We start from the raw sequence: 13,072 nt of genomic DNA, 5'->3' as shown, positions 1-13,072 counted from the left end.
GGCAAGGTTTGTTGTCACTTTCCCGTGCGGCCTGCCTGTGCTAGCCCGGCGCCATGACCGATACTCTGACGCTCCGCCGCCCCGATGACTGGCACCTGCATCTGCGCGATGGCGCCATGCTGCAGGCCGTCCTGCCCGAAACCGCCCGCCATTTCGCGCGGGCCATCATCATGCCCAACCTTGTGCCCCCGGTGGTCACCGGCGCGCAGGCCGCGTCCTATCGCGACCGTATCCTGGCCGCCCTGCCCGAAGGCATGAGCTTTGAGCCTTTGATGACCCTGTACCTGACCGAGGATACCGACCCCGACGACATGGCCGCGGCCCATGCCAGCGGTCTGGTCAAGGCGGTCAAGCTGTACCCGGCAGGGGCCACGACCAACTCGGCCTCGGGCGTGCGGAATTTCGACAAGGTGCGCCCCGTGCTGGACCGGATGGCCGAGATCGGCCTGCCGCTCTGCGTGCACGGCGAGGTCACCGATGCCGAGATCGACATCTTCGACCGCGAGGCGGTGTTCATCGACCGCGTTCTGGACCCGATCCGCAAGGCCACGCCGGGCCTGCACGTGGTGATGGAGCATATCACCACCCGCGACGGTGTGGAGTATGTGCGCGCGAACGAAACCGATCTGGGCGCAACGATCACCGCGCATCATCTGATCATCAACCGCAACCACATCCTAGTTGGCGGAATCAAGCCGCACTACTACTGCCTGCCCGTCGCCAAAAGGGAAGAGCACCGCAAGGCGCTGGTCGATGCCGCGACTTCGGGCGACGAACGGTTCTTTCTGGGGACTGACAGCGCCCCGCATACCGACGCCAACAAGGAAATGGCCTGCGGCTGCGCGGGGTGTTTCACCGCCACGAACACCATGTCGCTGGTGGCCGAGGTCTTTGACCGCGCGGGTGCGCTGGACAAGCTGGAAGGGTTCACCTCGGTCAACGGGCCAAGGTTCTACCGGCTGCCCTTCAACGATCAGACCATCACCCTGCAGAAGGGCGAACCGGTCAGCTACCCTGACAAGATCGAAACATGCGATGGCCCGGTCACCGTGTTCGACCCCGGCTTCCCGCTTCACTGGCGCGTGGTCTAATTAACCAGTCGTTTTGCCAGATCCGCTGCGCGCCCGCCGGTGCGCAGCATCGACCAGATCGCATCGGCCTCGTCCGCGCCGATCAGCTTGGCGGCCTTGCCGCGCACGCGATCCTCGCGGTCGGACAAGGCTATCGGTGCGGCCAAATCGTGGGTCGCCTCGCGCCGTACTCCGTCCCGCCGCAGCAGCGCCACGCGGGCCTCGGTCTCGGACAGCGTTTCGTCCGCTTCGACCGTGATCCGGTCGCGCAGCGATTGCAGGCGCGGATCGGCGCAGACCTTGTCCGTGTAGCTTTCAGGCAGGGCCGTTTCGTATCCCAGCGCCTGCATGGCGATCACCGTCCGATAGGAAAACTTGGCGCCCAGCCCGGTTGTCGGAGCGGTCTGATTGCAGACGCTCATCCAACGCGGATGGGTGCGGATTTTGATCTCGGCCACCTCGGGTTCGGCGATGTCCAGATCGCGCGCAGCCTCAAGCGCGGCGTGCAGCCCGTGGCAGCAAGCGTGGAACTTGTGGCTGACGCTTTCGAACAGCCACTCATCCCCAAGCCCCGACAGCGCTGTGGCTGTGTCATCGGCACCGTGATGCGTCGCGCCAAACCCGAACGGCCCGGTCAGGGCATCGGGATTGGGAACGAACCCCCGCTGCACCAGCAGCGCGGCCTCGACCCCGACCGAAGCCGCCTGCCCCGCATTGTAGGGCTTGCCCATGGTGCCAAACTGCGCCTTGAGGCCCGCCGCCCGGGTCGCGGTCAGCCCCAGAACCCGGCGCATGGCCGCCGGATCGCATCCCAGCAGGCGGGCGGCCGCCACGGCCGCTCCGAACGCCCCCGCCGTCGCGGTCTGGTGAAACCCGACCTGATAATGCCCCCGCCCCAGCCACAGGCCAATGCGGATGGACAGTTCCATCCCCACCAAGGCCGCCTCGAGCAAATCGACGATGGGCTGATCCTGCCATTCGGCCACTGCCAGCGCGGCGGGAAACACCGCCACCGAGGGGTGGCCGATATGGGCGAAATGCGTGTCGTCATAGTCCAGCGCGTGCGACACCGTGCCGTTGACCAAAGCCGCCGCGCGCATCGGCGAGGCCCCGCCACCGAACAGGGTGGCCTGTCCGGCCCCGCCTTCGTCCAGCACCATCCCTCGCAGGATGCGAGATACCGGTTCGTTGACGCCTGCGCGCCCGACCGCCAGCCAGTCGAGCGCGGACAAAGACGTGACGATCCGCGCCTGCGCGGTTGTCTCGACCGGGCCCGCGGCGAATTCGGAAAGAGTGCGTGTGAATTCAGTCATGCGGCGCAGTCTAACGTGCACCCGCGCCGGGTAAACCCTCAGCCGTAGAGTCTGACCGCGCGCTGCTCGAAGGCGCGCACGATCCGGTGCATCGCCTCGTTGAAGACCACGCCGATGATGCCCTGCAACACGGCGTTCTTGAACTCGAAATCCACGTGGAAGGATACGTTGCAGCCGCCCTCGGGGGCGTCTTCGAAATGCCAGTCGGATTTCATGTATTTGAATGGACCGTCCAGGTATTCGGTGTCGATCTTCTTCTGCTCGGGGAACAGCGTCACCCGACTGCCGAACCGTTCGCGGAACACCTTGAACGAGATCACCAAGTCGGCCTCCATCACCTGCGTCTCGCCCGCCGCATAGGTCCGCCGGATCCGCGCGGCCGCGCACCAAGGCAGAAACTCGGGGTATTTCGCCACATCCGCAACCAGATCATACATCTGCTGCGCGCTGTATGGGAGGTGGCGGGTTTCCGAATGAGTGGGCATGGCAACTTGGACATTTTGCAACGTGACAATGGCGCGTCATGTCGTATGTTGCGCGCCAAAGATCAAGGGGGCAGCCATGAGCCAGCGCGCATATGTGATAGATGAGATGATCTCGGCCAAGGCCATCGCGGCGCGGATCGAGGAATTGTGCCGCGAAATCACCCGCGAATTCGGCGATACCGACAAGCTGGTGGTCGTAGGCCTGCTGCGCGGCAGCTTCGTCTTCATCGCCGATCTGGTGCGCGAACTGGACCTTCCGATCGAGGTCGATTTCCTCGAGGCGTCCTCGTATGGCGATTCAATGGAAAGCAGCCGGGAAGTTCGCATTCTCAAGGACTTGCGCGGCGCAATTGAAGGGCGCGACGTACTGGTGGTCGAAGATATCGTCGACACGGGGCACACGCTGAACCACGTCACCAACCTGCTGCGCAGCCGCCAGCCGAAACGGCTCAAGTCGATTGCCTTGCTGGACAAACCCAGCCGCCGCGAGGTTGATTTCCGCGCCGATTGGATCGGCTTTGAAATCCCGGACGAATTCGTCGTGGGCTATGGCATCGACTATGCCCAACGCAACCGCAACCTGCCCTTCATCGGCAAGGTCCGCTTTACCGAAGACTGATCCCGCCGCGGATTCGAGGCCCCATGATCCTGCGCCACCTTCTGCGAATGTCCCGATGGGCGCGCAATCCGCCCTCGGACCAGCGGGTCAAGCTGGTGCTGGGCCTGATCGTGCTGTGCCTGGTGATTGCCGGCGTTGAATACATGGGCTGGTGGCCCGAATGGGCAACCAGCCAGCCGCGCAAGCTCAGGCCGTGACCGGCGCGTCCAGAACCTGACGGATTGCCGCCAGAAAGATACCCGCGCCGACAGGGATCAGCGCATCGGGGAAGTCATAGTCGGGGTTGTGAAGTTGCGGATGGTCGACCCCGGCCCCCAGCCAGAACATGGCCGTTTTCGACCCTTTGGCGAACTGCCCGAAATCCTCCGAGAACCGTTGCGGCACGGTGGTCAGGCGCGGTTGCACCCCGGCCTGGGCGCAGGCATGAGCCAGGATCTGTACGGCCTCGGGGTGGTTGACACAAGCGTCGAACACGTCGTCATAGGTGATCTCGACACCCAGTCCCTCGTCGGCGGCGGCCTTGCGGACCAGCGCCTGGGCCTGATCGACCAGTTGTCCCATACGCGCGTCCGAGACGGTGCGCAGCGTGACCCATATCTCGGCCTCGCCGGGCGCCACCCCGAATGTCGGGGCCCCCAGTTGGGCGTGGGTGACGGTGGTCAGTGCGTAATCCTCGGTCAGCTCTCCTCCCGGCCCCAAGGCGGTCAGGGCCGGAATCAACTGCGCCATGGCCGAGGCCGGCGACAGGCCGTCCTGCGGAGCCGCCGCGTGCGAGGTCTTGCCCGTCAGCCGCACCCGCATCCCGCGCGAGGCGCAATTGGCCGGGCCAGAGCACAGCTCGACCGCTCCCAGGTCCAGCCCCGGCAGGTTATGCAGGGAGAACAGGAAATCCGGCTGCATTTCAGCGTATTGCGGGTCGTTCCGAAAGTCGCGCGCGCCCTGTCCGGTCTCTTCGGCGGGCTGGAAGATCAGCACGACCCGACCGCGTGTCACGGGCGTTTGCGCCAGGTCCTGCGCGACGCCCAGAACCATGGCCATATGGCCGTCATGCCCGCACAGATGACCCTTGCCCTGAACCTGCGAGTACCAGGGTTTGCCCGGCATCTCCAAAATCGGCAGCGCGTCCAGTTCGCAGCGAATGCCCACGGTGGGCCCCGGCTGGCCCGTGTCGAACATGGCCGCGACCCCGTACCCACCGATCCCGGTCAGAACCCGGCCGGTCACACCGCGCAATTGCTCGGCTATGAATGCCGCTGTTTCAGCCTCTTCACCCGAAACCTCGGGGCGTTGGTGCAAAGCGTGGCGCAGCGCAGTCAGTTGCGCGAGCCGTTCGGGCGTCACGCCTGCCCCAGCTTTTTCTGCCGCGCCGCCCGCAGGCGCGCGAAATCATCGCCCGCATGGTAAGACGAGCGGGTCAGCGGCGTGGCCGAAACCATCAGGAACCCTTTGCCGTAGGCGGCTTTTTCATAGGCCGCAAACTCTTCGGGCGTGACAAAGCGGTCCACGCGGTGGTGTTTCGGCGTGGGCTGCAGATACTGGCCGATTGTCAGGAAATCGATATCGGCGGCGCGCATGTCGTCCATGACCTGGCGCACCTGCTGTTCGTTCTCGCCCAGACCAACCATGATGCCCGACTTGGAGAAGATCGACGGGTCCAACTCCTTGACCCGCTGCAGCAGACGCAGCGAGTGGAAATAGCGCGCGCCCGGGCGCACCTCGGGGTACAGGCCCGGCACGGTTTCAAGGTTGTGGTTGAACACGTCCGGCTTCGCCGCGACCACGGTTTCCAAAACCGACGGATCGCATTTCAGGAAATCCGGGGTCAGAATCTCGATCGTGGTCTTGGGCGAGCGGTGACGCACCGCGCGGATGGTCTGTGCGAAATGCTCGGCGCCACCATCGGCCAGGTCGTCCCGGTCGACCGAGGTGATGACGACATGGTTCAGGCCCAGTTTTTCCACCGCATGTGCCACCCGGCCCGGTTCGAACGCGTCCAGCGCATCGGGGCGCCCGGTGGCGATGTTGCAGAAGGTGCAGCCGCGGGTGCAGATCTCGCCCATGATCATCATGGTCGCGTGGCCCTGGCTCCAGCATTCGCCCACATTCGGGCAGCCGGCCTCTTCGCAGACGGTGACCAGGTTGTTGTCGCGCATGATCCGGCGCGTGTCGGCATAGCCCTTGCCGCCGGGCGCTTTCACCCGGATCCAGTTGGGCTTTTTCGGCTGCGCATTGTCGGGCTTATGCGCCTTTTCCGGGTGACGTTGTTCAGGGATTTTCAGATCGCGCACGGGGCCGGTTTCCTGACTTGGGTCAATTTGGTTGGTGCATAACATAAACCGGTCGGATGTATTACGCCAGCCATGCATAGCTGCCATGCGTCAGCGTTTCGCAGATGCAGAATAGGAGCGCGACTTCTTAGGGGATCAACGCAAATTTCGACATGATTTCCGCAGACAAGAGGATATTCGCAAACGCAGCACATCCCGTGTTGAAGCCGGTTTGGAATCGTTTTAACCCACGGGCCGAACAAATGTGAATCACAGGAGATGCCCCATGAAAACCGGCGCCAAGCTGCCCGACGTGACATTCCACACCCGCGTGCGCGACGACTCGATCGAAGGGCCCAACCCGTTCCGCTGGGAAGACAAGACCACGACCGACTACTTCGCAGGCAAGCGGGTCATCCTGTTCTCGCTGCCCGGTGCATTCACGCCCACCTGCTCGACCTACCAACTGCCGGGGTTCGAGGACAACTACGAGGCGTTCAAGGCCAAGGGCGTCGACGAGATCTACTGCATGTCGGTCAATGACAGCTTTGTCATGAACAAATGGGCGCAGGATCAAGGGCTGAAGAACGTCAAGGTCATCCCCGACGGGTCGGGTGAGTTCACTCGCAAGATGGGTATGCTGGTCGACAAGTCCAATCTGGGATTTGGTATGCGCTCGTGGCGCTATGCAGCCATCATCAACGACGGTGTGGTCGAGGCGTGGTTCGAAGAGCCCGGCCTGATGGACAACTGCCCCGAGGACCCCTATGGCGTTTCGTCGCCCGAAAACCTGATGAAGCACTTGGAAGAAGCGCAACAGCCCGAAATGGCCTGAGCCGTCGACCCGCCTCCACTCGAAGGGCTCGCCGCGCGCGGGCCCTTTTCAGTTCCGAGTTTCTGAAACGATGTTTTCGCCGACCTGCCGGATCACCTGGGCCAGTTGATCGAACCACACCGCCCCATCCGACGAATCGCGCCGCACAAGGCCGATCTGCCGCGCGGGCTCCGGGGCGCCGAACCGCAGCAGTTTCAGCCCCGGCACGGCATCGGCCTCGGAACGCGCCGCCAATTCCGGAATCAAGGTCAGGCCGAACCCCTCCGCCACCAACCGCGACAGCGTGGCCAAAGACGACGCGCCCATGTTGATATGGGCGCTGGTCCGGTCCTGCCCGCACACCTCAAGTGCCTGATCCGTCAGGCAGTGCCCGTCTTCCAGCAGCATCAGTTGGGCCGCGTTCAGGTCGATCGGGCGCAGAGCGTCGGGGCTGACGGTCAGGCTGTTCAGGCGCGTCTCGCTGCCAGCCAGCAGAAAACGGTCCTCGAACAGGGGCACCTCATCCAGGCCGCGCGCGCCCACCGGCAGGGCCAGCACGGCGGCGTCGATCTCGCCCGCTTTCAGCATCGACAGCAACCGCTCGGTGCGTGCCTCGCGTACCTGTACGCGCAGGGACACATCCGCCGACCGCAGACCAGCCAAGACACCCGGCAGCAGATACGGTGCAACCGTCGGGATCAAGCCGACCGACAGACTGCGATGCCCGGTGGAGTTGTCACGCGCAAACCGATCCAACCGTTCGGCCGCGCCCAAAATGCGCCGTGCGTGCTCAAGCGCGTCGCGCCCCAACGGTGTCAGCAGAACATCTCGGGCGCGCCTTTCAAATAGCGGCCCACCCATGATGTCTTCCAACGCCCGGATCTGCACCGATAGTGCCGGTTGAGATACGTGACACACCTGAGCGGCCCGGCCAAAGTTGCGCTGCTCGGCCACGGCGCGGAAGTATTGCAGCTGTCTGAGGGTAAAATTCATAACCCCTGATTATCACCTGCTGAGTTTTCCGCAACTCCGGCCAATCGGATTCAAGGTGGATCAGCCGATCAACCTGTCACACTCTGCTTGCTTCTCGTAATGGCGCTTGAGGCGCTGCAACGCAATGCGTAGCACGATCTTCCCCGAACGCGCCGACCAGCCCATCCGTTTCTCAGCCAGTTCCAGGCCTTCCAGATAGCAACAACACCGCAGCGCAACGTCGCTCAGACCCGGACCCAGGTCCGACAAGGCCCGGGCCACGCGATCACGTGCCTCGGACGACCCGCGCGCAACCGGCGCGTCGCCTTCGAAACCCGCACGACCGCCAGCGGTAAGGAACCTGTCCCAGTTCTGCGTGACCCGCGGTCCGATCTGGGCCAGCTCGAAATCCTCGCGCAATCGCTCTCCGGCGCGCACCAGGCTTTCGTCCAGAAACGGCTTTCCATCCCGGTCGCGTCGGCGCGACAAGGCAATCAGGGGGCTCTCCGCTGCGCAATAGCGGATGCGCCGTGGACGCTTCTCGTCGGCTTGACTGCGCGTTTTGAACTTCGCCGATGCCTCGGCCATCCCATATTCTGTCTGTGTCCGCGCGCGGTTTTCGGCATCGGCAATCAACTGGCTTAATGCGGTTCGGCCCATTTGCGTGATCCGGTAACGCGACACACGCCCCGGATTGTCACAAACGATCCAGTCCTTCAGAGCCAGGGCCTGAGCGGTCTTGCAATCAACAACGGCGGTCCGAGTTGTACCGCCCTCGCCGCTGTCGCGGACAACGACCGCCTTTTCCATCTCCTCGGCCACGGCCAGAACCGCACCCGTTTCGCAAAGGCGCCGCAGCACCCGCAAAGCCTCGCGCTGGAACGCCTCGTCTTCGGCATTGGGAGTGCGATGAGGATCATCGCCGACGCCGAACAAGGGACCAGAGGCCGCTTCATTCCCCGCACCGGGAAAGTGTGTTTCAGCAAGTGACTGCAGTGCTTTATCCACCAAGGGATCGTCGCGGCGCATTTCGATCCTTCGGATCTGTCGCAGAATGGTTGACGCGTGACACCCGGCCGACCGCGCCAGATCCCGGATCGACCGTCCAGCCTCGGTGTGGGCCAGGTATCGCTGCGCCCCTTCGGGAACCCAAGCTGGAACGGTGAATGCGGTGCTGTTTTCCATTGTTATTCGCCCTCGTCGACAATCAAACTGCCACTGTCCGCCGTCGGATAAAGTGTTAACCAAATCTACCTAGAGTTGCTTTCGTTACTCGTTCGTTAACCTCCAACGGCTCTGACCAGAATTGATTCAAAAAGATAAACAGTCGTGAAACCATCGTTCGGCGCGAGCCCAATCACGGCAACGCCCGCTTGGGTTGTGCCACATTGCTGCAGGCAAAATTGAACAGAGGAACGCCGAAATGCAGGACCTGATGACTATGATCACCGCCCTCCGCCGCCCGCGGCTGCTGTCTCGGGCAGCCAAGGTCGGAGCACAGGAATACGACCGTGACCGCCACTTGCAGCGCCTGTTCGGCTATGGCGCGCTACCGGGAACCGGAGCGGCCTTGATGCGACTGTTGGAGATGGAGCGGAGCGTCGACGACCAAAGACGCTCGGGCGACGCCGCGTATTCGCTGGTGCGCCACCTGGACCTACTGATCGCTCTGATTGGTGAGGCGCGACTGCATCAAGCCAGCCGCGCCCCGGAACTGCATGTCGTCAAGTGAAGGCGTCGGGCATGGACGCTTTCTTTTCCTCGACATAGGCGGTTAGCGCCGCCAGTTTTTCCGGGTCGAGTTGCGGTTGCTGGTAGTTGGCCAGCAGGTGCTCGACCCGGGCCGAGGCCAGCATGCGTGTGTCCCGTGCACCCTCTTCTTCCCATGTTTCAAAGGGCTTGTAGTCCAGCAGGTCGGTTTTCCAGAAGGCGCTTTGGAAATTGGCCTGGGTGTGCGCACAGCCAAGATAGTGGCCACCCGGCCCCACTTCACGAATCGCGTCCATGGCCTGCGCGTTTTCATCATAGGCCACCCCTTTGGCCAAGGCATGAAGCGCTCCCAACTGATCGGCATCCATGACGAATTTTTCGAAGTCCGCAACCAGACCGCCTTCGAGCCAGCCACATGCATGCAACATGAAGTTGACGCCTGACAGCAGACCCATGTTCAGCGAATTCGCAGTCTCGTAAGCCGCCTGCGCGTCCGGAAGCTTGGACCCGCAGAACGACCCGGCCGAGCGGTATGGAACACCCAAACGGCGCGCCAACTGACCGGCGCCATAGGTGATGTGCGCGGCTTCGGGCGTGCCGAAAGTCGGTGCACCAGAGTTCATGTCGATCGACGACACGAATGCGCCAAAAATGGCCGGTGCACCCGGGCGGATGATCTGGCTGTAGGCGATGCCGGCCAGCACCTCGGCCAGCACCTGCGTCAGAGTACCAGCAACCGAAACCGGGGCCATCGCGCCGCCCACGATGAAGGGCGAGATGATGCAGGCCTGATTGTTGCGCGCATAGACTTCCAGCGACCCCATCATCACGTCGTCGAACGTCATCGGCGAGTTGATGTTGGTGAGCGAGGTCATCACGGTGTTTTCCTGCACGAACTCCTTGCCGAACAGGATTTCGCACATCTCGACCGAATCCTGCGCCCGGCTGGGATCGGTTACCGACCCCATGAAGGGTTTGTCCGACAGCGTCATATGCGCCATCAGCATGTCGAGGTGCCGCTTGTTCACCGGAACGTCCGTCGGTTCGCAGACCGTGCCGCCCGAGTGGTGCAGCCACTTGGACATGTAGGCCAGTTTCACGAACTTGTTGAAATCGTCCATCGTGGCATAGCGGCGGCCACCCTGTGCGTCCCGCACGAAAGGCGGTCCGTAGACCGGCGCCAGCACAAGGTTGCGCCCGCCGATTACCACCGATTTTTCGGGGTTGCGCGCGTGCTGCGTGAATTCCTTGGGCGCGGTCTTGATCAGTTCGCGGGCCAGACCTCGCGGAATGCGAACGCGCTCACCATCGATGTCGGCCCCGGCATCGCGCCATCGTTCCAGCGCCGCAGGGTTGTCGACGAAATTGACGCCGACCTCCTCCAGCACGGTTTCCGCATTGGCCTCGATGATCTCCAACGCTTCGTCATTGAGGATCTCGAAGTTCGGAATGTTGCGTTCGATATACTTCGCCGTTTCGATCCGAACCGCGGTACGCTCGGCCCGGCGGGCGGCGCCTCCGCCACCACGCGCTCTGCGTCGGGTGCTTGCCTCTGTCATGAGATGATCCCGTGTGAAAGTTTAGATTGGATTGCTTGTTACAAGATGCCGCGACTTCACCAGATGTGGATTCCGGCGCAATAGGGGGAAAAGCGACATATTCCGCGCTGTCCAGCACCAGCAACAGGCCTTACGGGGCGTCAGGTTGGCTTGCTGAAATAAACCTTGTTCCCCTCGTGCTCGGTCTCCTGCCACCCAAGATGGCGGTACATCGCGCGGGTGCCCGTCATCAGGCGGTGGGTTGTCAGGCGCATGTTCCGAACTCCGTTTTCGCGAGCCTCTGTCGCGACGAAATCGAGCAGCCGACGGGCAATGCCCCGCCCTTGCGCATCCGGTGAAACGGCCAGATTGAAGATCATCGCGGTTTCTCTTTCGAAACCAAAAACCACGACACCCTGCAGGGATGTTTCATCCACAGCCACAACGACGTTCCGGTCGCGAATGTCCTCCTCGACCCCCTCGGTCACGTCCGGCAGGTCGGAAATGGACTGGCGCGCGGCGGCATAGGCCGCTTCGATGCATCGGCGGATGGGCTCCGCATCGGTTGCCACAGCCCTTCTGAGCGAAATTCCGGTCATGTAATGTGCTCCGCGCCACTCTTTCCCGCCAAATGACGTCAAGGCGCTTGCACATGCAAGGCTTCCGACCTAAAGGCCGGGTATGACCGAGACATCCCATGACCGCCTTTTGATCATCGACTTCGGCAGCCAGGTAACGCAGCTGATCGCCCGCCGCCTGCGCGAGTTGAACGTCTATTGCGAAATCCACCCCTACCAGAACGTCACGATGGATTTCGTGCGGGACATGGCTCCGCGCGCCATCATCTTTTCGGGCGGGCCGGACAGCGTGACGCGCGAAGGTTCGCCGCGCGTTCCGCAAGAGATCTTCGGGTATGGCGTTCCGATCCTTGGCATCTGCTATGGCCAGCAGGTGATGATGCATCAGCTGGGCGGCAAGGTCGAAAGCGGCCACGGCACCGCCGAGTTCGGACGGGCATTCGTGACGCCGCGCGGCAAGCTCGACCTGCTCGAGGGCTGGTTCGCCGATGGCAACGAACAGGTCTGGATGAGCCACGGCGACCATGTCAGCCAAATCGCACCAGGGTTCGAGGTGTTCGGCACCTCGCCCAACGCGCCCTTCGCGATCACCGCCGATACCGACCGCCATTTCTATGCCGTTCAGTTCCACCCCGAGGTGCACCACACCCCCAAGGGCGCAAAACTGTACGAGAATTTCGTGAAGCTGGCCGGGTTCAAGGGCGACTGGACCATGGGCGCCTATCGCGACGAGATGATCCGCAAGATCCGCGAACAGGTCGGCGACAAGAAGGTGATCTGCGGTCTGTCGGGCGGTGTCGACAGCTCGGTCGCCGCTATCCTGATCCACGAGGCGATCGGCGACCAGCTGACCTGCGTTTTCGTCGATCACGGCCTGCTGCGCAAGAACGAGGCGCAGGAAGTCGTCTCGATGTTCCGCGACAACTACAACATCCAGCTGATCCACGCGGACGAAAGCGAGCTGTTCCTGGGCGAGCTCGAAGGCGTCTCGGACCCCGAGACCAAGCGCAAGATCATCGGCAAGCTGTTCATCGACGTATTCCAGAAACACGCCGACACGATCGAGGGCGCCGAGTTCCTGGCCCAGGGCACGCTGTACCCCGATGTCATTGAATCGGTGTCGTTTTCCGGCGGCCCGTCAGTCACGATCAAATCGCATCACAACGTCGGCGGCCTGCCCGAAAAGATGGGCCTGAAACTGGTCGAGCCGCTGCGTGAACTGTTCAAGGACGAAGTGCGCGCGCTGGGCCGTGAACTGGGCCTGCCGCCCAGCTTTATCGGCCGCCACCCCTTCCCCGGACCGGGTCTGGCCATCCGCTGCCCGGGCGAGATCACCCGCGAAAAGCTGGAAATCCTGCGCGAGGCCGACGCGATCTATATCGACCAGATCCGCAAGCACGGCCTGTATGACGAGATCTGGCAGGCCTTCGTCGCGATCCTTCCGGTGCGCACAGTCGGCGTGATGGGCGACGGGCGCACCTATGACTATGCCTGCGCCTTGCGGGCGGTGACCTCGGTTGATGGAATGACGGCCGATTACTACCCGTTCACCCACGAATTCCTGGGCGAAACCGCCACCCGGATCATCAACGAGGTCAAGGGCATCAACCGTTGCACCTATGACATCACCTCCAAGCCTCCGGGCACGATCGAATGGGAATGACACCAAAAGCCGGGCGCTGACCCGGCTTTTTTGTTGTTGTGAA

At 62.9% G+C, this 13,072-nt stretch carries 14 protein-coding genes; 6 read left to right on the top strand and 8 right to left on the bottom strand.

All coding sequences use genetic code 11. From position 1 onward, the window contains the following. The first annotated feature begins 53 nt into the window (after positions 1 to 53). A complete protein-coding gene (gene pyrC, locus GOW72_RS12060; protein ID WP_170367018.1) occupies positions 54 to 1,091 on the top strand; it encodes a dihydroorotase in 1,038 nt (345 codons plus the stop codon). Here pyrC and GOW72_RS12055 read toward each other — a convergent pair. Together GOW72_RS12055 and GOW72_RS12050 are read right to left on the bottom strand one after the other, a co-directional pair. Further along, a complete protein-coding gene (locus GOW72_RS12055) occupies positions 1,088 to 2,383 on the bottom strand; it encodes an MmgE/PrpD family protein (RefSeq protein ID WP_170367017.1) in 1,296 nt (431 codons plus the stop codon). The genes pyrC and GOW72_RS12055 overlap by 4 nt on opposite strands. A 38-nt stretch (positions 2,384 to 2,421) precedes the next feature. Continuing rightward, positions 2,422 to 2,868, bottom strand: a complete 447-nt coding sequence (locus GOW72_RS12050; protein ID WP_170367016.1) for a type II toxin-antitoxin system RatA family toxin — start codon at positions 2,866 to 2,868, stop codon at positions 2,422 to 2,424. Positions 2,869 to 2,944: 76 nt separating this feature from the next. Between GOW72_RS12050 and hpt the strand changes: the two genes are divergently transcribed. Both hpt and GOW72_RS12040 read left to right on the top strand, forming a co-directional pair. After that, positions 2,945 to 3,487, top strand: coding sequence for a hypoxanthine phosphoribosyltransferase (gene hpt / locus GOW72_RS12045; protein ID WP_005983543.1), 543 nt, complete (start codon positions 2,945 to 2,947; stop codon positions 3,485 to 3,487). Positions 3,488 to 3,534: 47 nt separating this feature from the next. Then, positions 3,535 to 3,684, top strand: coding sequence for a hypothetical protein (locus GOW72_RS12040; RefSeq protein ID WP_165615114.1), 150 nt, complete (start codon positions 3,535 to 3,537; stop codon positions 3,682 to 3,684). On the opposite strand, the gene GOW72_RS12035 is transcribed toward GOW72_RS12040, so the two are convergent. Together GOW72_RS12035 and lipA are read right to left on the bottom strand one after the other, a co-directional pair. Next, complete coding sequence (locus GOW72_RS12035; RefSeq protein WP_170367015.1) at positions 3,674 to 4,828, bottom strand: amidohydrolase; 1,155 nt, start codon at positions 4,826 to 4,828, stop codon at positions 3,674 to 3,676. The two genes, GOW72_RS12040 and GOW72_RS12035, sit on opposite strands and share 11 nt — an antisense overlap. After that, positions 4,825 to 5,775, bottom strand: a complete 951-nt coding sequence (gene lipA, locus GOW72_RS12030; RefSeq protein WP_170367014.1) for a lipoyl synthase — start codon at positions 5,773 to 5,775, stop codon at positions 4,825 to 4,827. Before lipA ends, GOW72_RS12035 begins: the two co-directional genes overlap by 4 nt. 265 nt (positions 5,776 to 6,040) lie before the next feature. On the opposite strand from lipA, the gene GOW72_RS12025 reads away from it, so the two are divergent. Further along, positions 6,041 to 6,589, top strand: coding sequence for a peroxiredoxin (locus GOW72_RS12025; protein ID WP_170357637.1), 549 nt, complete (start codon positions 6,041 to 6,043; stop codon positions 6,587 to 6,589). A 48-nt stretch (positions 6,590 to 6,637) separates the two neighbouring features. Here the strand turns inward: GOW72_RS12025 and GOW72_RS12020 are convergent, their stop codons facing one another. Then, positions 6,638 to 7,561, bottom strand: coding sequence for a LysR substrate-binding domain-containing protein (locus GOW72_RS12020; protein WP_170357636.1), 924 nt, complete (start codon positions 7,559 to 7,561; stop codon positions 6,638 to 6,640). A gap of 60 nt (positions 7,562 to 7,621) precedes the next feature. Continuing rightward, complete coding sequence (locus tag GOW72_RS12015) at positions 7,622 to 8,725, bottom strand: DUF6456 domain-containing protein (protein WP_170367013.1); 1,104 nt, start codon at positions 8,723 to 8,725, stop codon at positions 7,622 to 7,624. Positions 8,726 to 8,963: 238 nt separating this feature from the next. Between GOW72_RS12015 and GOW72_RS12010 the strand changes: the two genes are divergently transcribed. Then, positions 8,964 to 9,272, top strand: a complete 309-nt coding sequence (locus tag GOW72_RS12010; protein WP_093961906.1) for a DUF6477 family protein — start codon at positions 8,964 to 8,966, stop codon at positions 9,270 to 9,272. Here the strand turns inward: GOW72_RS12010 and GOW72_RS12005 are convergent. Both GOW72_RS12005 and GOW72_RS12000 read right to left on the bottom strand, forming a co-directional pair. Then, positions 9,265 to 10,809, bottom strand: a complete 1,545-nt coding sequence (locus tag GOW72_RS12005) for a trimethylamine methyltransferase family protein (protein WP_170357634.1) — start codon at positions 10,807 to 10,809, stop codon at positions 9,265 to 9,267. The genes GOW72_RS12010 and GOW72_RS12005 overlap by 8 nt on opposite strands. Before the next feature lie 140 nt (positions 10,810 to 10,949). Continuing rightward, positions 10,950 to 11,387: a GNAT family N-acetyltransferase gene (locus GOW72_RS12000; RefSeq protein WP_170367012.1), complete on the bottom strand. Its 438-nt coding sequence runs from the start codon at positions 11,385 to 11,387 to the stop codon at positions 10,950 to 10,952. Between the two features lie 82 nt (positions 11,388 to 11,469). On the opposite strand from GOW72_RS12000, the gene guaA reads away from it, so the two are divergent. Next, the gene (guaA, locus tag GOW72_RS11995; protein WP_170367011.1) at positions 11,470 to 13,029 is read left to right on the top strand and encodes a glutamine-hydrolyzing GMP synthase; all 1,560 of its coding nucleotides are present in this window, start codon (positions 11,470 to 11,472) and stop codon (positions 13,027 to 13,029) included. Positions 13,030 to 13,072: the final 43 nt, after the last annotated feature.

The organism is Ruegeria arenilitoris, assembly GCF_013032855.1.
GTDB lineage: Bacteria > Pseudomonadota > Alphaproteobacteria > Rhodobacterales > Rhodobacteraceae > Ruegeria > Ruegeria arenilitoris.
This window is presented reverse-complemented; position numbering and strand designations above follow the sequence as displayed.